At 65.1% G+C, this 21,849-nt stretch carries 21 protein-coding genes; 14 read left to right on the top strand and 7 right to left on the bottom strand.

What is annotated here, in order from left to right; genetic code table 11:
* Nucleotides 1–1,565 precede the first annotated feature (1,565 nt).
* Entirely contained in the window at nt 1,566–2,948 is a 1,383-nt protein-coding gene (locus WS78_RS30645; protein WP_059577573.1) for a replication initiation protein, read from the top strand.
* A 93-nt stretch (nt 2,949–3,041) separates the two neighbouring features.
* Here the strand turns inward: WS78_RS30645 and WS78_RS30640 are convergent, their stop codons facing one another.
* Both WS78_RS30640 and parA read right to left on the bottom strand, forming a co-directional pair.
* On the bottom strand, nt 3,042–4,106 hold the full coding sequence (locus WS78_RS30640) for a ParB/RepB/Spo0J family partition protein (protein ID WP_059577569.1): 1,065 nt from the start codon (nt 4,104–4,106) through the stop codon (nt 3,042–3,044).
* A 24-nt stretch (nt 4,107–4,130) separates the two neighbouring features.
* Nucleotides 4,131–4,793 (bottom strand): ParA family partition ATPase, encoded by a 663-nt coding sequence (gene parA / locus WS78_RS30635; RefSeq protein ID WP_038755455.1) that lies wholly within the window; start codon nt 4,791–4,793, stop codon nt 4,131–4,133.
* A gap of 275 nt (nt 4,794–5,068) precedes the next feature.
* On the opposite strand from parA, the gene WS78_RS37330 reads away from it, so the two are divergent.
* Together WS78_RS37330 and arsC are read left to right on the top strand one after the other, a co-directional pair.
* Complete coding sequence (locus tag WS78_RS37330; protein ID WP_198174681.1) at nt 5,069–5,497, top strand: hypothetical protein; 429 nt, start codon at nt 5,069–5,071, stop codon at nt 5,495–5,497.
* Nucleotides 5,498–5,610: 113 nt separating this feature from the next.
* On the top strand, nt 5,611–5,967 hold the full coding sequence (gene arsC / locus WS78_RS30625; RefSeq protein ID WP_038755494.1) for an arsenate reductase (glutaredoxin): 357 nt from the start codon (nt 5,611–5,613) through the stop codon (nt 5,965–5,967).
* Between the two features lie 286 nt (nt 5,968–6,253).
* Here arsC and WS78_RS30620 read toward each other — a convergent pair whose 3' ends face one another.
* Both WS78_RS30620 and WS78_RS30615 read right to left on the bottom strand, forming a co-directional pair.
* Complete coding sequence (locus WS78_RS30620) at nt 6,254–6,451, bottom strand: zf-HC2 domain-containing protein (RefSeq protein ID WP_038755496.1); 198 nt, start codon at nt 6,449–6,451, stop codon at nt 6,254–6,256.
* Complete coding sequence (locus WS78_RS30615) at nt 6,432–7,037, bottom strand: RNA polymerase factor sigma-70 (RefSeq protein ID WP_038755498.1); 606 nt, start codon at nt 7,035–7,037, stop codon at nt 6,432–6,434. The genes WS78_RS30620 and WS78_RS30615 overlap by 20 nt, the downstream gene beginning before the upstream one ends.
* A gap of 392 nt (nt 7,038–7,429) precedes the next feature.
* Here WS78_RS30615 and WS78_RS30610 point away from each other — a divergent pair, with 392 nt between their 5' ends.
* The gene (locus WS78_RS30610; protein WP_038755500.1) at nt 7,430–7,987 is read left to right on the top strand and encodes an NADPH-dependent FMN reductase; all 558 of its coding nucleotides are present in this window, start codon (nt 7,430–7,432) and stop codon (nt 7,985–7,987) included.
* 330 nt (nt 7,988–8,317) lie between these two features.
* Here WS78_RS30610 and WS78_RS30600 read toward each other — a convergent pair whose 3' ends face one another.
* On the bottom strand, nt 8,318–10,597 hold the full coding sequence (locus WS78_RS30600) for a hybrid sensor histidine kinase/response regulator (RefSeq protein ID WP_059579739.1): 2,280 nt from the start codon (nt 10,595–10,597) through the stop codon (nt 8,318–8,320).
* Nucleotides 10,598–11,101: 504 nt separating this feature from the next.
* On the opposite strand from WS78_RS30600, the gene WS78_RS30590 reads away from it, so the two are divergent.
* From WS78_RS30590 to WS78_RS30580, 3 genes are read left to right on the top strand one after another with little or no spacing between them, the layout of a single operon-like run.
* Complete coding sequence (locus WS78_RS30590) at nt 11,102–11,470, top strand: response regulator (protein WP_038755504.1); 369 nt, start codon at nt 11,102–11,104, stop codon at nt 11,468–11,470.
* Nucleotides 11,463–12,086 (top strand): chemotaxis protein CheC, encoded by a 624-nt coding sequence (locus WS78_RS30585; RefSeq protein WP_038755506.1) that lies wholly within the window; start codon nt 11,463–11,465, stop codon nt 12,084–12,086. Before WS78_RS30590 ends, WS78_RS30585 begins: the two co-directional genes overlap by 8 nt.
* Complete coding sequence (locus WS78_RS30580; protein WP_038755507.1) at nt 12,083–13,018, top strand: sensor domain-containing diguanylate cyclase; 936 nt, start codon at nt 12,083–12,085, stop codon at nt 13,016–13,018. The genes WS78_RS30585 and WS78_RS30580 overlap by 4 nt, the downstream gene beginning before the upstream one ends.
* A gap of 273 nt (nt 13,019–13,291) precedes the next feature.
* Here the strand turns inward: WS78_RS30580 and WS78_RS30575 are convergent, their stop codons facing one another.
* Nucleotides 13,292–14,197 carry an alpha/beta fold hydrolase gene (locus tag WS78_RS30575; protein ID WP_038755509.1) on the bottom strand — a complete coding sequence of 302 codons (906 nt, stop codon included), beginning with the start codon at nt 14,195–14,197 and terminating at the stop codon, nt 13,292–13,294.
* A gap of 53 nt (nt 14,198–14,250) precedes the next feature.
* A complete protein-coding gene (locus WS78_RS30570; protein WP_156437439.1) occupies nt 14,251–14,481 on the bottom strand; it encodes a hypothetical protein in 231 nt (76 codons plus the stop codon).
* 583 nt (nt 14,482–15,064) lie between these two features.
* Here WS78_RS30570 and hpnD point away from each other — a divergent pair.
* The 7 genes from hpnD (at nt 15,065) to glnQ (ending at nt 21,845) form a co-directional block, all read left to right on the top strand.
* The gene (hpnD, locus tag WS78_RS30560) at nt 15,065–15,913 is read left to right on the top strand and encodes a presqualene diphosphate synthase HpnD (protein WP_038748981.1); all 849 of its coding nucleotides are present in this window, start codon (nt 15,065–15,067) and stop codon (nt 15,911–15,913) included.
* Between the two features lie 4 nt (nt 15,914–15,917).
* Nucleotides 15,918–16,250: a hypothetical protein gene (locus WS78_RS37860; RefSeq protein ID WP_059579747.1), complete on the top strand. Its 333-nt coding sequence runs from the start codon at nt 15,918–15,920 to the stop codon at nt 16,248–16,250.
* Nucleotides 16,251–16,261: 11 nt separating this feature from the next.
* On the top strand, nt 16,262–18,244 hold the full coding sequence (gene shc, locus WS78_RS30550; protein ID WP_059579752.1) for a squalene--hopene cyclase: 1,983 nt from the start codon (nt 16,262–16,264) through the stop codon (nt 18,242–18,244).
* A 6-nt stretch (nt 18,245–18,250) separates the two neighbouring features.
* Entirely contained in the window at nt 18,251–18,958 is a 708-nt protein-coding gene (locus tag WS78_RS30545; RefSeq protein WP_059579756.1) for a phosphorylase, read from the top strand.
* Nucleotides 18,959–19,646: 688 nt separating this feature from the next.
* Nucleotides 19,647–20,399, top strand: a complete 753-nt coding sequence (gene glnH / locus WS78_RS30540) for a glutamine ABC transporter substrate-binding protein GlnH (protein ID WP_038748990.1) — start codon at nt 19,647–19,649, stop codon at nt 20,397–20,399.
* Nucleotides 20,400–20,463: 64 nt separating this feature from the next.
* A complete protein-coding gene (gene glnP, locus WS78_RS30535; protein WP_038748993.1) occupies nt 20,464–21,120 on the top strand; it encodes a glutamine ABC transporter permease GlnP in 657 nt (218 codons plus the stop codon).
* The gene (glnQ, locus tag WS78_RS30530) at nt 21,117–21,845 is read left to right on the top strand and encodes a glutamine ABC transporter ATP-binding protein GlnQ (RefSeq protein ID WP_038748996.1); all 729 of its coding nucleotides are present in this window, start codon (nt 21,117–21,119) and stop codon (nt 21,843–21,845) included. The genes glnP and glnQ overlap by 4 nt, the downstream gene beginning before the upstream one ends.
* Nucleotides 21,846–21,849: the final 4 nt, after the last annotated feature.

Here is a 21,849-nt window from a genome sequence, read left to right as displayed (position 1 = left end):
GTTGGTCGCTGCGAGGCGGTGTTTGGGTTTGGGCGAGTCGGAGCGTGCTTGCTCGAGCTATTTCTTTGGCGGGAGCGCCGCGAGCAGGACGTTGCCGCGGGTTGGTTCGGGGGAGTCGATTCGGGTGAGGACGAATGGGCGCCGGCAGTTCATGCCGCATTTCGGTGTCGTACGTCTGCGGCTGATGTGGATCGGTATCGTTTGGTTCGATGCTGCGTGGAAGAGCACCGCCGGTGCCGATGGTGAGCCACTGCGGCAAGGCGAACTCACGTCGCCTGGCGGGCGCCAACGAACGGTGGAATTGACCGTTCGCGTTGCCCAGCTTGGGCAGCGGCAGTCCGGCGGCGGGATTATTCGGATATCGATCGACGTGCTCCGAGACCGGCTTGGGGTGAGGCGCATCGGTTGCTGGTCGCTCACGTCGCGCGTCTTGGATGGTAATTGCCGGTCTCGACGTCTGCCGGCGGACGCCGCCCCATTCGCCGGCGGCTGCGTCCTGCTGATCTGTCGGTTAGTCGAAGCAACCCGTTGCGGCTCACGTTTGGTCCTCGTAGGGCTATTCGGTTAGTTCGAAACGTCCGATCCGCTCACGTTTGCCGGGATTTCGGGTGAGTCGATTCGGTCTGGAGGCGCTCACGCTCACGGCTTCGGGCTGATTGCAGCGCGGACGAAGAGGCTTGCGTTCGTGACGCCGGCGGCGGCTCGTATATCTCTTGGATGGTGCTTTTTCGTGCATGTCGCATTGCGAGGGGTGAGGCGAGCGAAGACGTGCACGCTCACGTTGTCGACCTGCGACGTCCTAATGTGCGCCATGCGTTGACGGACGTCGTTTGCATCGGCGGTGGCTGAGCGTGGTGACGTGCCATGCTCGAGGTCACGCGCGATCGGCTGCGGTCACTTGTCCGATCGCACGGGCGCTCGCGTGATTGCGGTGAGTCAAATCGTCTTCAGCTGCTCACGCGTCAGTCATTTACGTCGAGGGCTGGCGCCGATGCCCGTTCCGTACGGGCGGGCTCGGCAAAACCGCTCAAGCGCGTCGCTTGGGCGGGCTCCGCGTCGTCTGCCGGCGTCAGTCGGACCTCAACGCCCAAAGATCCGAGGCTGACGTCCTGCGAGTCCGCATATGCACATACATGACGCCTGAACTCTTCGGTAGCCGTTTGCCCGACGGATGGTCCGGCGCCATCCCGGGCGGTGACTCGGCCGACATCGAAGCCGGCCGCCTGTGCGCTGCTTTCCGATTCGGCACCGCGCGCCGGCCGCGGAAACGCGCGCGCACAGAAAATTCGTCGTAGCAATTTCGCGACAGGATTTGAGGTGAGACGATACGGGAACAGCCGCGCCGCGAAACGTGCGCGAGAAAAAGCCGGCATTCTCGGTGCCTGCCGCGGCGCGCAAAGGTGAGTCGGGGATGATCGAATTTTGGACCGGTGAGCCTATACGGGAGCTCGCTCGGGTGAGCGAGCGCAAATCGCCGAGCTTCACCGCATATGGTGAGCAAGCCGTTCTGGACGCACATCACCACAGACGCTATCCTTCCGGAAACTTCTCCTCCGACCCGACGCATGGCCACCAAGCGCGCCAAGAAAACCGATGTGGATGTGGTGAGTGCTAGTTCCGCCGAATTGCGTAAGGCCGTCGAGGCAATCGCAATTCAGCCGAAGAACGGCAAGATCACCCTGCTGACTCGCAAGCTGTTCAACGTGCTGCTTGCGGTCGCCCAGCAAGCCGACGATTCCGGCGACACTTATCGCGCGCTGCTGTCGGACATCGTCGCCAACTCCGCGTTCGACTCCAACGACACGGCGCTCGTCAAGGAGCACTTGCGACGCATGGTGTCGGTGCAGGTCGAATGGAGTACCGGCACATCGAGCCAGAAGCCCGGCCGGAAATGGGGGATCTCCACGCTGATCGCCGACGCCGAAATTCTCGAAGATCCGGCGACGCGGCGCGTGTGGGTTGAATTCTCGTTCGCGCCGAAGATCAAGAAAAAGCTGCTCGACCCGGTGCAGTACGCGCGCCTGAGCCTGCAATTCCAGAGCCAACTGCGCAGCAGCGCGGGGCTTGCGTTGTACGAAATCTGCGTGCGCTATCTGACGAACCCGAGCCATCTGACGATGCGCGAGCCTTGGGAATGGTGGCGGCCGATTCTGTCGGGCACGCCGGATACCGAAGCGGGCGACGAGGCGAAGCGCGAATACAAGTATTTCAAGCGGGACTACCTGCGTCCGGCGATCGCCGAGGTGAACGCCGTGACGAACATCTTCGTCGAACTGGTCGAGCATCGCGAAGGGCGCCGGGTCGCCGAGATCCAGTTCCGCGTGTCGGAGCGAAAGCAGCCGATGCTCGCCCTCGACGAGCATCCGAACGTGTTCGACAGCACGCTCGTCGACCGCATGGTGAAGATTGGCATTCCACTGAAGGAAGCGCAAACGCTTTACGCGGACAACGAGGAAAACCGGATTCGCGCGGCGCTCCAACTGACCGAGCAGCGGGTGCGCAGCACGACGTTGCCGCCTATTCGCAGCGCGCCCGCCCTCTTCAAGGACGCGCTGAAGAAGGGATATGCGCCGCCCGTCGATACGGTCGAAACGCCTCCGCTCGGAGGCAGCGGCAAACTGGCCGCTGCTGCGGCGGCGGCCAACGCCGGGCAAGCGGACGATCCGAAGGCGCGTCTGCGCAGCGAGTACGACGCGTACCGGCGCAAGGAAGCGAAACAGCTGTACGAGGAGCAAGGCGACGCGGAGCGGGAGGTTGCGCGCGAGTCGTTCGAATCCGACGTGTTGCCCGCGCTGGGCTCGCATCTGCGCGACGATTGGTGCCGGCGCGGGCTCGAGTCGAAGCTCGTCGAAACGGCCTTCTTCGACTGGCTCGCTCAAAAGACTTGGGGCGAACCGACCGACGGCGATCTGCTTGCCTTTACGCTCAGCCAATCTCGCGCGGCTTGAGCGATTGTCGATCGATTCGCGGATTCGACTTCTTCGGTAACGAGCAACAAAAAACGGGGCCCGCTGGGCCCCGTTTCTTTTTGACTCACGCGTTCAGTTCGACAACAGCATCCGCTCGAGTTGCTGAAGGATTTCGTCCCGCTTTTCTCGCGTCAGGCCGCGCAGCCGCAGTTCCAGTCGATCTTCGCCGTACGACTTCAGATCGCCGACCGATACGCCGTTTAGCTTGATCTCGTGCCGTTGCGCATATCGTTGCCGGCTCGCGGGCTTCGGGCTTTCCTGCGAGGTCGCCCTTCCCTTCACGATGTCGGCCACCTGGCGGGTGCTGAGATCATCGGACAGGATCTTGTTGATGAGGCGCAGCGTTGAGTCGGTGCCTCGCGCCGTATGGTATCGGCCGACTTGATACGCCATGTTCGAACCAAAGCGATCCGGGCGCGCCACCATCTCCTGCATCACGGCCTCGGGCAGTTTGCCGATCGAGAGCGCGACGGCGACCGTCGATTCGTCGAGTCCGAGATGCTCGGCCAGTTCCTTCTGGCTGTGAAAATACTTTTCCTCGAGAAAGCGCTTCCAGACGATCGCATTGTCGAAGACCGTTTGCGAGTCGCGCTGGACGTTGAGGTCGTAGCCGAGCTTGTAGCTCTGAATGCCGATCGGCAGATCGATGACGATTGCCTTGACCGATTCCTTGTTCGCTTCCTTCAGCGCACGGACGCGGCGGCCGCCGTCGCTGACGAAGTAGGAGCCGGGATTGTCGTAATCGGGGATGACGTGAATTGCTTGCTGCTGCCCTTGCTTTGCCAGATTGACGGCAAGTTCCGCGATCGACGATTTCAGATAAAAGTGCCGAGGATTGAAGGGGCTCGGCTTGATCGTCTTGAGCGGCAGTTCGATCACCTGGCCGGGCTGATAGCGATTCTCGATTCGCCACGTGCGATAGTGGCTCGATTCGTCGGCCGGATCTGTAGGAGGCGTTTCGACGATGGTGACAGGAATGTTTTTCTTCGATGATTTGCTGGCGGGAGCAGCGGGTGCGGCTGGGTCGGACTTGACGAGACCATCGATCGCGTTGAGCCGGTCGAGCGCCGTGCGCTTTTCGCTGGTTGTGATGTCGGGGCGCGCTTGGAAGCCTTTGGCGAATTGAGAGGGTTTCATTCAGGGTCCTTTATGCGCATAAAGTCAGGGCAGCATCGCGCCGATCTCGTCGGCACATGCACGGATTTCCGCCGCTGCGAGCTTTGCGCCGCGGTCGTTCATTTGCAAGACGGTTTGGCCTAGCGCCATCGCTTGTTTATAGGCTTCTCGCGTGGGAATTTGCGTCCTGAGGAGCGGGAAGCCGAGTTCTTCGAGTGCACGCTTCAATTCGCGCGTGAGCATCCGCTTCTCTTCGGTCTTGTTCAGTAGAAACACGGCGCGAAGATCCTCGTTCATCACCTGCGCTTGCTGAATCAGTTTGACGAGGCCGACGCTCGACCAATAGTCGGCCGGCGACGACGAAGTCGGGATCACCGCGATCGTCGCGGCGAGCAGTACGACACCGGAGACCTTCTCGGTGATCGACGGCGGGCAGTCGACGATGATGACGTCGTAGTCGTTGATGAATTTCTTGATTTCGCGGTGAATCTGGCTGCCCGCTTCGGCGAGGTTGACGACGGGGAACGGGATGCCGGTGTCGCTATCTGCGGAGGCGCTGGACCAGTGAACGAGGGTGTTTTGGCCATCGGCGTCGATTACCAGAACGCGTCGCCCTTTTTCGTGGAATGCGGCGCCGAGGTGCATCGCAATGGTGCTCTTGCCGACACCGCCCTTTTGCTGAGTGACTGCAATGATTTCAGCTGCCAATTTTCACTCCTATTTTGATCGGGAGAATTCTACCGGACGAATTTTTTATTTCAATGAATTTGTTGTGAACTGACCACGCGCTAGCCATTTGGCCGATGGTTTATGCGCATAAAGCCGAGGCGGGTGTCGGGCGAATCGACGGGGTGCGGTCGTGATGGGCGGCCGATCGATAACGCAGGTTCGACACTGCGATCTGAGTTGGTGGGCTGTAGCGCGTCGAGGGAGATCAAACTTGTGCGCGAAGCGGCCATCGTTGTCACGCAGATGCTGATGTGATGATGTTCGAAGCCGAAGCCGAAGCCGAAGCCGAAGCCGAAGCCGAAGCCGAAGCCGAAGCCGAAGCCGAAGCCGAAGCCGAAGCCGAAGCCGAAGCCGAAGCCGAAGCCGAAGCCGAAGCCGAAGCCGAAGCCGAAGCCGAAGCCGAAGCCGAAGCCGAAGCCGAAGCCGAAGCCGAAGCCGAAGCCGAAGCCGAAGCCGAAGCCGAAGCCGAAGCCGAAGCCGAAGCCGAAGCCGAAGCCGAAGCCGAAGCCGAAGCCGAAGCCGAAGCCGAAGCCGAAGCCGAAGCCGAAGCCGAAGCCGAAGCCGAATGTCATCGCATTGCGTCGGACTTTATGCGCATAAACTGGCGCCGCCGCGATATCGTCTGTTGCGTCCGTAGCCTACGATGCGCGTCGATTCAACCGCCGTGGGTCAACGACAACTAAGCACTTGACGCCCAGACCTACCAGCGATTCGCCCGCAATCCCCAGCGCCCAGCCGCCTAATGCCGCGGCCGCTACAATACCCGCGTCATTCACCCACTTTCATCCGCTGACCGATGATCACGATCTATCACAACCCTCGCTGCTCCAAATCGCGTGAAACGCTGGCGTTGCTCGAAACGCTCAACCAGGCCGGGGACGCCATTCATGTCGTCGAGTACCTGAAACAACCGCCGACCGTCGCGCAATTGAAGGCGCTCCATCGGCAACTGGGGCGCCCGGTGCGCGAAATGATCCGTGACAACGAGGTGCCTTACAAGGACCTCAATCTTGATGATCCCGCCATATCTGATACGCAGCTGTATGACGCGATCGCGGAGCACCCGGTCCTGTTGCAGCGCCCTATCGTCGTGTACGGCGATAAGGCAGTGATCGGTCGCCCGCCTGAAGTAGTGAAATCGTTGTTCGAATAATTATTGAAAAAATAAACTTTCGAAGAGAGTGTCGGTCCGGCAGCTTTCTTTGCTACGGATGCAGCCGGCCTGAGGCTTATCAGGTCAGCTATCGTGGTTGTCCAAGCGCAGCGTGGCAGAAGCGGTTTGAGCGCGCGTAGTTGCTCGCCCGATCCCGAGCAATTTCAGGCGAACGTCGAATTTGCCGCGCCGCTTGTAGATCGGCTGACCTGGCATTGAACGATCCACGCGGTTCTCCACCGCCCCGGCCACGCGCGATTCGTGCGCATCGAGGAACGAGGAGCGCTCACTCGCCCTGTTCCGTCCCGCGCCCGCCTGACACGCGCGCGGCCTCCCGCAGCAAGCGAATCTGCATGCGATAGTTGCGGCAGCCGGAGCAGGCCGGCAGATGCACGCGCACCCGGAGCCGTTCGTCGAGCGACAGCGAACGATCGAGTTCGTCCGACAATAGCCGCGTGATGTCCTTACATTTCCCCAGTAGCATCTTCGGTCGTCAGGCCTTTTTCGGTGAGACAGGTGCGCAGCCGGGTTCGTGCGCGGTATAGCAGGACGCTGCAATGATTCGCCTTCAACTCGAGCTCCATGCAGATGTCCTCGATGGCGAAGTCGAGGAATTCGCGCATCATGAACACGCGGCCGATCTGCTCCGGCAGATGATCGAGACACATCTCGAACAGCATCCAGAATTGCCGCTGCTGCAGGACGGTTTCCGGCTTCGGCCACGGACGCGGCTTCGCATGCGGCGCCCAGTGGCCATTGTCCGCGAACAGTTCGCGATCGAGAAGTGCTTCGCCGTCGAGTTCGGCGTCGAGCGCCGACGCATTGATCGTCCGCCGGCGTGCCCGCATCGTGTCGATCAGTTTGTTGCGTAGGATGCCGAACACCCAGGTCTTGTGGCTCGACTGTCCGTCGAAGCGCCCGGCCTGAGCCCACGCGGCCGCAAGCGCTTCCTGGACGGCGTCTTCGGCTGCATCGGCATCGCGCAATTGCAGGCGCGCGAAGCGGAGTAAATCGTGGCGCAATTGCGCGAGATAGGCGGGATCGTCGTGCGCGGGGCGCGCGTGCTGCATGGGATGGCTTCCGGTTCGTGCCCGCGCACACGGCACGCGCAGGCGGCAGCGCAAGATTATCCATGCGACGCGCGTCGTTGCAAGGGTGTTGCAAGCGATGCGTGTCGTTGTCGGGCGCGTTCGCGTTTCTCGACGCGCCGTCGCGCGCTATGCTCTCATCGTAGACCATGCCGCCAATCGGCAACATACGCGCTGAACTGACATCGGCGACATAAATGGAACGGCTATACATATTCACAAAGTTATCCACATTTTCTGTGGATAACTTTGTGGAAATCCGGTTCGAAGTCCCGATCTACCGGGATTCAAGCTGGCTTGCTCATAAAAGGGCCAATTGATGCGAAATCAGAAACAAAACAGATTGATTACCTACTGAACGGAAGGAGAATCAGATGGCTTATCGAATTGCGGTGATTGTCGGCAGTCTGCGGCGCGAATCGTTCAATCGCGCGCTCGCGCAGGCCGTAATTTCGCTTGCGCCCGCCGATCTGTCGTTCGAATCGATCGATATCGGCTCGCTGCCGCTATATAGCCAGGACTACGACGCGGATTTCCCCGACGTCGCGAAGCGTTTCAAACAGTCGATCGAAGCCGCGCAGGGGCTGCTGTTCGTCACGCCCGAGTACAACCGCTCGATGCCCGGCGTGCTGAAGAACGCGCTCGACTGGGGGTCGCGTCCGTGGGGCAGCAATTCGTGGACGGGCAAGCCGGCCGCCGTGCTCGGCACGTCGCCGGGCGCGACCGGCACGGCGCTCGCGCAACAGCACCTGCGCAACGTACTCGCGTATCTCGACGTCCCGACGCTCGGACAGCCCGAAATCTTCATCAAGCACGACGCGTCGAAGATCGACGCGCAGGGCAACCTCGTCAACGACGACACGCGCAAGTTCCTGCAAGGTTTCGTCGATCGCTACGCGGACTGGGTGCGCCGGCACGCGAAGCCGGCCTGAGCGATTGGCGGCGCGATCGGGACATACGGATGTCGAGGCGCGCGCGCGTTCAAGCGTTCGTCTTGGCATCGACTGCCACGGAAGGGTGACGGCTTGGCCTGACGCCATCGCGGCCCGATGCTGCCCGCCAACCGCCAACCGCCAACCGCCAACCGCCAACCGCCAACCGCCAACCGCCAACCGCCAACCGCCCACCGCCCACCGCCCACCGCCCACCGCCCACCGCCCACCGCCCACCGCCCACCGCCCACCGCCCACCGCCCGCCGACTCACTCGCGCATCGCCCCATCCTTCATCGACCAACGGGCAGCCGGCGCGCCGCCGCTCACCTCAATCAGCACGCCCCGCGTGCCCCATATCGCGCTCGTGCTGAATCTTCAGCAGCAAGTCGTCGAGCAGCGCGATGTCGAACGGCTTCGACAGCAGGCGCGCATGCACGCGCCGCGTCCGGTCGAATTCCTCCGCATAGCCGGTGATGAGAATCACCGGCAGCTTCGCGTCGCCGCGCTCGATCGCCTCCGCAAGATCGATTCCGTTCATCGTGCCCGGCATGTGGATGTCCGAGATCACGAGATCGAATGCGCCGGGCGCGGTCGGCTCGGCGTCTGCTTCGTTCAGCATGCGCAGCGCGTCGTCCGCATTCGGCGCGTGCGTGACCTGGTGGCCAAGCAGCTCGAGCAGCGCCTCGGTGCCCGCCGCAACTTCGCCGTTGTCTTCGACGAGCAGGATTCTCAAGCCCGCCGGCGTCGATGCGGCCGGCTTATCGATCGCGTCCGGCGCGGCGGCGGGCGGCGCGAGCTCCATCGTGCGCGGCAGATAGAGCCGCACCGACGTGCCGGCGCCGACTTCGCTCTCGATCGTCGCCAGGCCGCCCGAACGCTCGCAAAACGCGAACACCTGCGGCAGCCCGAGGCCCGTGCCCATCCCCTTCGCCTTCGTCGTGAAAAGCGGTTCGAACGCGCGCGCGAGCACGTCGGGCGGCATGCCCAGCCCCGTGTCCTCGACCGAGATCCGCACGAAGTCGCCCGTCAGCGGAAAGCCGTCCTCGCGGCGAAACGTAATGTTGTGCGCGCTGATCTTGAAGCGGCCGCCCTGAGGCATCGCGTCGCGGGCGTTGACGGCGAGATTGATCACCGCGAGCTCGAGTTCCGCGACGTCGACGCGTACGGGCCACAAGTCGAGCTGCGCGTCGACGGCGAGCGTCGATTTCGAGCCGAGCGATGTCTTCAGCAATTCGCGGCACGATGCGAGCCATTGCGCGATGTCGATCGTCTCGCTGCGCAGCGGCTGCTTGCGCGCGACGCCGAGCAACTGGCGCGTGAGCGACTGGCCGTTCTTCAGCGCGCGCTCGATCGCGGCGAGCTCCGTGTCGAGATGCTGGACGCCGCGCCGCCGCGCGATCTGCACGTTGCTCGAGATGATCATCAGCAGATTGTTGAAGTCGTGCGCGACGCTGCCGACCAGATTGCCGAGCGCTTCCATCTTGCGCGATTGCCGGTACGCCGATTCGATCGAGCGCCGCATCGACGCCTCCGCCTGCCAGCGCTCCCACGCCTCCTCCTCCGCGCGCAGCCGCTTGAGCGACAGCCAGATCACGCCCCACAGCGCGGCGGACGGCGCGAACATCGAGATGAACAGGACGCTCAGGTGTTCGTACCAAGCGCTGCGGATCGCCGACGTGCGGTACGCGCACGACACGAACACCGGATAGCTGCCGACCTGCCGGTACGCGACGATCTCGCTGTCGCCGTCGCGCTTCACGCGCACGACGCCCGCGTGCTGATCGCCTTGCGCGCCGCCGAACGGCGTCGCGCTGTCGGCCTGCGCGGCGGCGTCGCCCGGCGCGCCGCGCGGCGCGGGCGGATACGACGCGAGCACGGCGCCGTCGCTGCGCGTGAGCGCCATCGACATCGGCGCGTCCGCGCCGCCGAGCAGATCGCGATAGAACGCATTGAAATACGCTGATTTCAGCGCGATCGACACCATTCCCGCGAACGTTCCGTCGCTGTGACGCCGCGCGACGCCCGTGTTGAACACGGGCCCCGGATTCGCCGCCTTGAGCGGCCCCGGCATCACGCGCGAGATGTGCTCGATCACCTTGCCGTCGCGGATGCCGACGAAATCGTCGCGATTCGCGATCGACGCATACGGCGCCGGGTAATAGAGGCTGTTTGCGAGCAGCATCCCGCTCGCGCCGAAGATCGACACCGACGCGACCTGCGGATAGCCGCCGCCGATCGTGTTGAGCGCGTCGTGGATGTCGGCTTCGGCGTTGCGGACCGCGGCGTCGTCGAGATCCTGAACGAGATCGACGATGCGCGCGTCGAGCGTCTCCGACAGGTCGAACACCTTCAGCGCGTGTTCTTCCGCGACGCGCACGGTGCGCATCGTCACGTCGCGCGCGGTCGCTTCGCGCGTGCGCATGTCGTTGTACGCCATCACCGCGACGTAGACGCACGGCAGCACGATCGCGGCGACGAGCATCACGATGAGCGTCACGCGCCGCACCGCGAAGTCGTGCTCCGGCGCGCCGGATGCGAACGACGCATCGTCCTCCCAATCATTGTCGGGCGGTGTCGAGCGTGAGGCGTCGGGCCGTTCGGGCGTCATGGTTGGCGAACGAGTGCAAGAGGATTGATCGGCATCATAAACGAGTCGCGCGTGCGCGCCCCGATGCGGCGCGGGCATTGCGCAAGCCCGGATTTCCTTCGCTTGCGGCGGCTTCGCGCAAACAGCGACGAATTCAAAAGCGCAAACGTAAGCAAAGGAATAATTTGCGTGCTTATCGCGAAAACAACCCGAGCTATTCCCGGATTCGAATTCGGGCTAATCAATTCTGTTCGAACCCGCAAAAATGGCGAGTTGCAACGCACGGGGTTTACTCCCAGAATCCCGCATCGCTTTCCTATGCGGAAAATGCCCGCGATGCCCGGGCGCGGCCTCGGCGAGGTTCATCCGCGGGCGGGCGCATCCGGCGTGTCGAGCCGGTTCTTGCGAGCCGAGCGGTTCGCGCGTGGTTCGTCCCTCGTATCGCCCAGTCGCACCTTGCCTAAAGAAGCGCGGCGAACCGTCGTTAACGCGAGACACACGACTCCGTTTACCGTTACGACAGCCATGCCCCTGCCGATTGTGATCGCCGATGATTCCTTGCTCGCTCGCAAGCTGCTGACGAAGGCGCTGCCGGCGGATTGGGACGTCGACGTGAACTATGCGTCGAACGGTCGCGACGCGTTGATGCTGTATCGCGACGGCAAGGCATCGGTGATGTTCCTCGATCTGACGATGCCGGACATGAGCGGCTACGAAGTGCTCGAGACGTTGCGCGGCGAGGATCTGAACACGTTCGTGATCGTCGTGTCCGCCGATATCCAACCGATGGCGCAGGCACGCGTGCGCGAGCTGGGCGCGGCGGCTTTCGTCGCCAAGCCCGTCACCTCGGAAGCATTGCTGCCCATTCTCAAGGAGTATGGGTTGTATGTCTGAGACGGTGTTGACGGCGGAGCAACGCGACGCCTTGCAGGAGATCGCCAACCTCGCGATGGGACGCGCGGCGGCGCGCCTCGCGCTTCTCCTCGGCACCTTCATCGAGCTGTCGGTGCCGCGCGTGCGCGTCGTGCGCGCGGCCGACGTCGGGCGCGTGCTGCGCGACATGACGGGCATTCACGACAACGTGACCGCCGTGCGTCAGGGCTTCCGCTCCGACATCAAGGGCGAGGCGCTGATGCTGTGCCGCAGCGCGGGCGTCGGCCAGCTCGTGTCGCTCGTCGACGATGCGTACGCGGACGGCGAGTTCGGCACCGTCACGCAGGCCGAGCTGATGTTCGACATGGCGAACGTGCTGATGGGCGCGTGCGTGTCGTCGATTCTCGACGAACTCGGGCGCACGCCGGTGTTTTCGCCGCCGGGGCTGCTCGGCGAAGACATCGCGCTCGACGACGTGTTTCAGCCCGACGTGCTCGCGTGGAGCGAGACGCTCCTGCTCGAAGTGAATTTCGGCGTCGCGGACGACGGTGCCCGCACGCATTTCGTGATGCTGCTCGCGGAAGACTCGATTCGTCACATGAGCGACGCCCTCGATACGTTGCTGTCCAGCTTATGAACCTGCTTGCTTCGCTGAGCGATCTCGTCATCGAACGGGTCAGCTTCGGTATTTTCGTGCTCGACCGCGAGATGAAGGTGCTCATGTGGAACCGGTTCATGCAGGACCACAGCGGCGTCGCCGCGGCCGACGTGATCGGCCGCAATCTGTTCGACTGCTTTCCGGAGCTGCCGCGCGCGTGGCTGTCGCGCAAGATCGAGAGCGTGTTTCAGCTCGGCAGCTTTGCGTTCAGTTCGTGGGAGCAGCGCCCGTATCTGTTCCGCTTCGATCATGACCGGCCGATCACGGGCGGCGTCGACTTCATGCAGCAGGACTGCACGTTCGTGCCGATCGCGCGCGCACGCGAAGTGGAGGCCGTCTGCGTGACGATCTCCGACGTCACGCACGTGAGCGTGATGCAGCGCGAGCGCGAGGAGGCCGTCGCGAAGCTGCAGGAATATGCGAACCGCGACGGCCTGACGGGCATTGCGAACCGGCGCTTCTTCGAGGCGCGGCTGCGCGACGAGTTCTCGCGCTGGCAGCGTTACGGCGGCAATCTGTCGGTGCTGCTGTTCGATCTCGACCACTTCAAGACGATCAACGATCGCTTCGGCCATGTCGTCGGGGACAACGTGTTGCGCGTGATGGCGCAGCGCGTCGCGGACGTCGTGCGTTCGCAGGACACGTTCGGCCGCTTCGGCGGCGAGGAATTCGCGCTGCTGCTGCCGTGCACGTCGCTCGACGAGGCGATGCAAGTGGCCGAGAAGATTCGCCAGACGATCGGCAGCACGCCGATCGAAGCGGAAGGCGCGCGGGTGCCGGTGACGGCGAGCGTGGGCGGCGCGGCCGCGCACGTGGGCGCGCTCACGCACGAGACGCTCGTCAACGAAGCCGATGCCGCGCTTTACCGCGCGAAGCGGCAGGGGCGCAATTGTTCGGTTGCGTTTGGGTGAGGTGGTGGGTTGGGAGGGGGCGATGCGCTTGCTTTGGGGGCAAATGATTAGACTGCCTGATCGCCTGATCGCCTGATCGCCTGATCGCCTGATCGCCCGATCGCCCGATCGCCCGATCGCCCGATCGCCCGATCGCCCAATCGATCAATCGATCAATCGATCAATCGATCAATCGGGCAACCAGCATACGCTCGAGAAACGCTTCAGCGCGCACGAAGCGAGGCGATCGGCGCGCCGCACCGCTTCGGCGCGTGAGCGGCGAGGCGGCGAGCGTCAGCCGCGCGCGATCGCGGCGAGCGTATCGGCGACGGCGTGCGGCTGCGCGATGAACGGCGAGTGGCTGCTGTCGAGCGTGTGCACGCGCGTGCGGTTGCCGGGGGCGAGCGCGTCGGCCTCGTCGACGAAGCGCTGCTGCAGCGCGGGCAGCAACACCCGGTCGCGCAGGCATTTGATGTAGTGACGCTCGATCGAGCCCCACCGTGCGGCCGTCGTCTCGATGCGCGTCGCGAACGGCGCCGCGGGCACGTCGCAACTGAGCAAATGGCCGATCGCCGTGTGGTCGGCGTCGCTGGCGTCGTCGCAGAGCGCGCGCTTCGCCGCCGCGCGGTACGCCGGGTCTTCGCTGCGCGGGTCCATCCGCAGCGCGCCCGTCGCCTTCGGGCTCGCCATCATCAGCGGCGCGAGCATCTCGCCCTGGTTCTCGGGCGCGCGCACGTAGTCGAGGCCCGTGGTGCCCGCGGTCGGCATGAACGCAGCCAGGTAGACGAGCTTCGCGATTTTCTCGGGCGCGCGCTCGGCGGCCATCGTGATCGCAATGCCGCCCATGCTGTGGCCGACCAGCACGACCTGTTCGTGACCGAGCGCGCGAGCCTGATCGACGGTGCGCAGCACGTGGTCGACGTAGTCGTCGAGCGTCGTGCCCGCGACGGGCGACGGCTCGCTCGCGAACGCGGCGGCGTCGAGCGGGCGCTGGAAGAACGATGCGGGAAAGCGGGCGTTGATGCCGTGCGCGGGCAGATCGCGCGCGAGCGCCGCGTGGCCGTGCGCGGCGAGCGCGGGAATCACCCGTTCGTAGGCCCATGCGCCGTGCCACGCGCCGTGCACGAGCACGAAAGGCAGAGGGGACGAGGCCGCGGGGTCGCGGCGGTCGGCGGTGGTGTCGCGCGGTTCGGTCGGCAAGTCTGTCTCCTGTCGGTCATGGTTCTTGTGGCTGATCGTAAGCCAGCGCCATCTTAGTGAGGAATCGGCGCGGTGTCGCGTTTGATCGAGCCCCGAGAAAGTATCTTGTTGCGGGCATATGGCATGCGGGCGCCGACGGCGGATCGTTCGGCGCCGCGCGGATTGCGGGCTACCGAGCACCGTGTGCCGGATGGCGTACGCTCAACGCCGAAGCCGAAGCCGAAGCCGAAGCCGAAGCCGAAGCCGAAGCCGACGCCGAAGCCGACGCCGACGCCGACGCCCAAGCCCAAGCCCAAGCCCAAGCCCAAGCCCAAGCCCAAGCCCAAGCCCAAGCCCAAGCCCAAGCCCAAGCCCAAGTCAACGGCAACGGCAACGGCAACGGCAACGGCGATCGAAATGCAACAGACGGCAGAAAGGCACGGATTCCGCCGAATAATGATGGGGGCGGACCATATCCGCCAAAGAGGGCGTCAACTAAATTCGAACAGCCATTAATCCATATCCAATCCGACGATTCGAGGCCGTCGGAAAACGAAATCCGCCGCCACCGCCCAGCCATCGTCGCGTTTGCGCCCCCTATTCCATCAAGCCATCCAGTTCCGCATCGTCAACGAAAACGAACCACTGGCCGCACTATTGACAAGAACCCGCCACGAACCCGCCGCACGTCGCCGCCCGCCCGTATTCGACAGCCGAACCGCGCGGCAGCGACCCTTAAAGATTGCTATACTCTCGCCCAATTCCGGTTTCCCGCCGGTAATTTGTGCCTGTCTGCGCCGATCGTTCGCGCATCTCGCACGCATTTACCATCCCAGCCGGGCATGGCTTCTTCAATCGCCCCGCAAGGGCGCCATAGCGGAGCTCGTCTTGGCCGTTTCCAATCCCGTCGTGGACGATAACGAAACCGACGCCGCTGCCGCCACATCGGGCAGCTCTTTCTATCTCGCGATGCGCATCCTGCCCGCGGAGCAGCGCGACGCGATGTTTCAGGTCTATGCGTTCTGCCGCGCGGTCGACGACATCGCCGACGAAGGCGGCCCGCGCGCCGAGCGCGCGGCGCAGCTCGACCGCTGGCGCGCCGACATCGACGACTGCTATGCGGGCAAGCCGCGCGCGTCGCTCGCACCGCTCGCGCGCGAGATCGGGAAGTTCGGTCTGCATCGCGAAGACTTCCACGCGATGATCGACGGCATGGCGATGGACGCCGCCGAGGACATCTGCGCGCCCGACGAACAGACGCTCGACCTGTATTGCGACCGCGTCGCGAGCTCGGCCGGCCGGCTATCGGTGAGGATTTTCGGGATGCCGGACGAGCCCGGCCGCGTGCTGTCGCACCACCTCGGCCGCGCGCTGCAATTGACGAACATCCTGCGCGACATCGACGACGACGCGGCGATCAACCGCTGCTACCTGCCGCGCGAGCTGCTCACGCGCGAAGGGATCGCGATCACCGATCCGCAGACGATCGCGCGCGATCCGAATCTGCCGCGCGTCTGCACGACGCTCGTCGAGCGCGCGCGGCGGCACTTCGCGCAGGCCGATGCGGTGATGGATATGTCGCGGCGTGCGCAGGTTCGCGCGCCGCGCATCATGTCGGGTGCGTATCGTCTGATTCTCGAAGCCGCGGTGGCGCGCGGCTTCGCGCCGCCGCGCGCGCCGCTGCGCAAGCCGCGCGCGCGGATGCTGCTGCTCGCGGCGCGCTACGCGCTGTTCTGATTCGATGCGGGACACCGTCGATGCGGGCCGCGCACGCCCGTCGGGCCGCATCGCGACGCTCGAACGGCGGCGCGCGCCGCGCACCGCATCGCCATTTGCCGCCGCACACGGGCGGCGCCGATCCGATCGCACGCAGCGCATGACGATCGGATGCGGCGTGCGCATCGTGCCGACGGTTCGCCGCGCGGCTCCCGCGCGGCGGATGCAACCCCCCGGCACGCGTACGCGCGTGTCGAACCAGGTGCTCGCGGGCGCTTGGACGGCCGCAGGCCGGCCCGCGACGAACGGGCGCGCGCTTCGACCGGGCAAGATCGCCGGGCGCGCGCGCCGTCAATAAGAGAGGGACCGATGAACGACATGACCGAAATGCAGACGCTCGACGCAGCCGCCGCGCCCGCCGTGGCGGAAGGCCTCGATGCCGCCGTCGCGCGCGCGACCGACGCGCTCCTTGCCGCGCAGAACGCGGACGGCCACTGGGTCTACGAGCTCGAAGCCGATTCGACGATCCCGGCCGAATACGTGCTGCTCGTCCACTATCTCGGCGAGGAGCCGAACGTCGAGCTGGAGCAGAAGATCGCGCGCTATCTGCGCCGCATCCAGCAGCCGGAGGGCGGCTGGCCGCTGTTCACCGACGGCGCGCCGAACATCAGCGCGAGCGTGAAGGCGTACTTCGCGCTGAAGGTGATCGGCGACGACGAAAACGCCGAGCACATGCAGCGCGCGCGCCGCGCGATCCACGCGATGGGCGGCGCGGAGATGTCGAACGTGTTCACGCGGATTCAGCTCGCGCTGTACGGCGTCGTGCCGTGGTACGCGGTGCCGATGATGCCGGTCGAAGTGATGCTGCTGCCGCAGTGGTTCCCGTTCCATCTGTCGAAGGTGTCGTACTGGGCGCGCACCGTGATCGTGCCGCTGCTCGTGCTGAACGCGAAGCGCCCGGTCGCGAAGAACCCGCGCGGCGTGCGCATCGACGAGCTGTTCAAGAGCGCGCCCGTCAACACGGGCCTGCTGCCGAAGCAGCCTCACCAGAGAACCGGCTGGTTTGCGTTCTTTCGCGCCGTCGACGGCGTGCTGCGCCTCGTCGACGGCCTGTTCCCCCGCTACACGCGCGAGCGCGCGATCCGGCAGGCGGTCGCGTTCGTCGACGAGCGCCTGAACGGCGAGGACGGCCTCGGCGCGATCTATCCGGCGATGGCGAACGCGGTGATGATGTACGCGGAGCTCGGCTATCCCGAAGATCATCCGAACCGCGCGATCGCGCGCCAGTCGATCGAGAAGCTGCTCGTCGTCGGCGAAGAAGAGGCGTATTGCCAGCCGTGCCTGTCGCCCGTCTGGGACACGTCGCTCGCCGCGCACGCGCTCCTCGAAACGGGCGACGAGCGTGCGCGCGAAGCGGCTGTGCGCGGCCTCGACTGGCTCGTGCCGCGCCAGATTCTCGACGTGCGCGGCGACTGGATCTCGCGCCGTCCGCACGTGCGTCCGGGCGGCTGGGCGTTCCAGTACGCGAACCCGCACTATCCGGACGTCGACGACACGGCGGTCGTCGTGATGGCGATGGATCGCGTCGCGAAGCTCGATCAGACGGATGCGTATCGCGAGCAGATCGCGCGCGCGCGCGAATGGGTCGTCGGCATGCAGAGCAGCGACGGCGGCTGGGGCGCGTTCGAGCCGGAGAATACGCAGTACTACCTGAACAACATTCCGTTCTCGGATCACGGCGCGCTGCTCGATCCGCCGACTGCCGACGTGTCGGGCCGCTGCCTGTCGATGCTCGCGCAGCTCGGCGAGACGAACGCGTCGAGCGAGCCCGCGCGCCGCGCGTTCGACTACATCCTGAAGGAGCAGGAACCGGACGGCAGCTGGTACGGCCGCTGGGGGATGAACTATATCTACGGCACGTGGACCGCGCTGTGCGCGCTGAACGCGGCGGGCCTCGGCCATGACGACCCGCGCGTGAAGCGTGCGGCGCAATGGCTGCTGTCGATCCAGAATCAGGACGGCGGCTGGGGCGAGGACGGCGAAAGCTACAAGCTCAACTATCGCGGCTACGAGCGTGCGCCGAGCACGTCGTCGCAGACCGCGTGGGCGCTGCTCGGCCTGATGGCGGCGGGCGAAGCCGACAATCCGGCCGTCGCGCGCGGGATCGACCATCTGCTCGGCGCGCAGCGCGAGCACGGCTTGTGGGACGAGACGCGCTTCACCGCAACGGGTTTCCCGCGCGTGTTCTACCTGCGCTATCACGGCTACCGCAAGTTCTTCCCGCTGTGGGCGCTCGCCCGCTATCGCAACCTGAAGCGCGCGAACACGACGCGCGTGACGGTCGGGATGTAACGGACGATGGCAAGTTCCGGCCGGTCGGCCGCGCCCGTGATCGCCGTCGCCGGGATGGCGTTCGAAGCGCGCATCGCGCGCGGCGCGGGCGTCGAGGCGGCCTATGCGGCGCGCGCCGATCGGCTCGAGCGCGCGCTCGCCGAAGCGGCCGACGCGCACGGCTGCGCGGGCATCGTCAGCTTCGGAACGGCGGGCGGGCTCGCGCCCGATCTCGCGCCGGGCGCGCTGATCGTCGCCGATGCGGTCGACGGGCCGTTCGGCGTGCTCGACACCGATTCCGCGTGGAGCGCGCGCATCGTCGCCGCGCTCGCGGGCACGCCGGTCGCGTCGCGCACGCGGCGCGGCACGGTCGCGGCGGTCGGCGCGCCCGTCGTCGACGCGCGCGAGAAGGAAACGCTGCATCGGGCGAAGGGCGCGCTCGCGGTCGACATGGAATCGCACATCGCCGGCGCGTTCGCGGCGGCGCGCGGCGTGCCGTTCGCGGTGTGCCGCGCGATCGTCGACCCGGCATGGCGCACGCTGCCGAAAGCGGCGACGGCCGGGCTGCGCGACGACGGCAGCACGGCGATCCTGCCGATCCTGCGCGAGCTCGCGAAAGAGCCTTCGCAACTCGGCGCGCTGCTGCAGGTGGCGGGCGATGCGCGCGCGGCGCGCTCGACGCTCGCGCAAGCGCGGCGGGCGTTCGAGCGTGCGGGGGCGTGGCGGATCGGTTGAGCGCGGTGCGCGGCGGGCTTCGGTGCGTCGCGCAGCGGCTTGCGATGGGGCGCGTCTCTCGCGCGAGCGCGACGTGAATCGGTTCGCCGTTCGAAATGATTGCGGCGCGCCGTCTCGGCGTCGATTTCGCTTGGCACGGCGGCGATGTCGAGTTTAGGCTTCCGCTTTCCGCTTTCCGCTTTCCGCTTTCCGCTTTCCGCTTTCCGCTTTCCGCTTTCCGCTTTCCGTCTCGCGCTTTTCGTCTTCCTATTCGATCTGAATTCCGAGGCCGCAACGAGCGATCCGTACCCTCATGGCCATCCGTCATCGTCGGCACGGCGGGCCGCCTCCGCGGCCTCATGTTCCATGTGCGGCTGCTCGTGCTTGCCGCGCCGTTGCGCCGCCTACGCTGAGCCAAATCGCTCCGACCCCGATCCCGACCCGAATCCCCCGGTCCCGCGCGCGCATCGGCGGGCGCGCCCGGCCATCGGCCCGCTCTTCCTGCCGAGCCAGCCAGCCTCCCCGCAAACCTAGGGTTTCTCGCGACGCAAATTCCTGTTGCATTCTTTTTTGGCGGCTTAGCATCCGTCGTGACAACACATGTTGCACGATTTACAATCACGACATCGCGTGTTGCGGTGCGGCTGGTGTTCGTCGCCAATCCCCGATCGGATCGGGGCATCGCCACTCACTGCGGAGAAGAGAAATCATGGGACGCCGTTCGTTCATCAAGACAGTCGTCGCGGTTGCGCTTGCCGGCGCGAGCCTCGCGAGCGCGCATGCGAAGGAGCTCGTCGTCGGCACCGATACTTCGTTCATGCCGTTCGAGTTCAAGCAGGGCGACAAGTACGTCGGCTTCGACCTCGATCTGTGGGCCGAGATCGCGAAGGACGCGGGCTGGGCCTACAAGATCCAGCCGATGGACTTCGCCGGCCTGATCCCGGCGCTGCAGACGCAGAACATCGACGTCGCGCTGTCCGGAATGACGATCAAGGAGGAGCGCAAGAAGGCGATCGACTTCTCCGATCCGTACTATGACAGCGGCCTCGCCGCGATGGTCCAGACGGGCAACACGACGATCAAGTCGATCGACGATCTGAACGGCAAGGTGATCGCCGCGAAGACGGGCACCGCGACGATCGACTGGATCAAGGCGCACCTGAAGCCGAAGGAAATCCGCCAGTTCCCGAACATCGATCAGGCGTATCTCGCGCTGGAGGCGGGCCGCGTCGATGCCGCGATGCACGACACGCCGAACGTGCTGTTCTTCGTGAACAACGAGGGCAAGGGGCACGTGAAGGTCGCGGGCACGCCGGTGAGCGGCGACAAGTACGGGATCGGCTTCCCGAAGGGCAGCCCGCTCGTCGCGAAGGTCAACGCGGAGCTCGCGAAGATGAAGGCCGATGGCCGCTACGCGAAGATCTACAAGAAGTGGTTCGGCTCCGAGCCGCCGAAATCCTAAGCGATGAATCGCGCCGGCGCGGCGCGCCGCGCCGCGTCGATCGGAACTCAATCGGGAGCTGGATGTGCAATTCGACTGGTCAGCGATATGGGCTGCATTGCCGGACTTGATGGACGGCGTGCGGCTCACGGTTTTCATCGCGTTCTTCGGGCTGGCGGGCGGTTTTCTCGTCGGCATGATCGCGGGCATGTTTCGCGCGTACGGCCCCGCCGCGCTGAACGTGCTCGCGCAGGTATACATCGAACTGATCCGCGGCACGCCGATCGTCGTGCAGGTGATGTTCCTCTATTTCGCGCTGCCGCTGCTCGCGCACATTCGAATCGACGGGCTGACGGCCGCGGTCGTCGCGATCACGCTGAACTCCGGCGCGTATCTCGCCGAAGTCGTGCGCGGCGCACTGCTTTCTATTCCTAAAGGATTGACGGAAGCCGGGCTCGCGATGGGATTGCCGATGCCGCGCGTGCTCGTGAAGATCGTCGGGCCGCTCGCGTTCCGGCGGCTCATTCCGCCGCTCGGCAATCAGTGCATCGTCAGCCTGAAGGATACGTCGCTGTTCATCGTGATCGGTGTCGGCGAACTGACGCGCAAGGGGCAGGAGATCATCGCCGGCAACTTCCAGGCGGTCGAGATCTGGACCGCGGTCGCCGCGATCTATCTCGTGCTTACCGGCGTGATGACGCTCACGCTTCGCTTCGTCGAGAAAAGGATGCGTATCCTATGAGCATGGTCGAATTCCGCAGCGTGTCGAAAAGCTTCGGCCACGTGCCGGTGCTGAAGGACATCAACCTGCGCATCGACGCGGGCGAGGTCGTGGTCGTCGTTGGGCCGTCGGGCTCGGGCAAGTCGACGATGCTTCGCTGCATCAACGCGCTCGAGAAGATCACGGGCGGCGATCTGCTCGTCGACGGGCAGAGCGTGAAGGGCAAGGCCGCGGTGATCCACAACATCCGGCTCGAAGCCGGCATGGTGTTTCAGCAGTTCAATCTGTTTCCGCAGATGACCGCGCTCGAGAACGTGATGTTCGGGCCGATCCAGGTGCGCGGCGCGTCGCGCGCGCAGGCGCGCGATCAGGCGGTGGCGCTGCTCGCGAAAGTCGGCCTCGAGGCGCGCGCGAACCACTATCCGTCCGAGCTGTCGGGCGGCCAGCAGCAGCGCGTCGCGATCGCGCGCGCGCTCGCGATCAAGCCGAAGCTGATGCTGTTCGACGAGCCGACGTCGGCGCTCGATCCCGAGCTGCGCCACGAAGTGCTGAAGGTGATGCGCGATCTCGCGAACGAGGGCATGACGATGATCGTCGTCACGCACGAGATCGGCTTCGCGAAGCAGGTCGGCACGCGCCTGCTGTTCATGGACCAGGGCGGCATCGCCGAGGACGGCGATCCGAAGACGCTGATCGATCAACCGCCGACGCCGCGCCTGAGGGAATTTCTCAAACACGTTTCGTGATCAG

The organism is Burkholderia savannae, from assembly GCF_001524445.2.
GTDB lineage: Bacteria > Pseudomonadota > Gammaproteobacteria > Burkholderiales > Burkholderiaceae > Burkholderia > Burkholderia savannae.
This window is presented reverse-complemented; position numbering and strand designations above follow the sequence as displayed.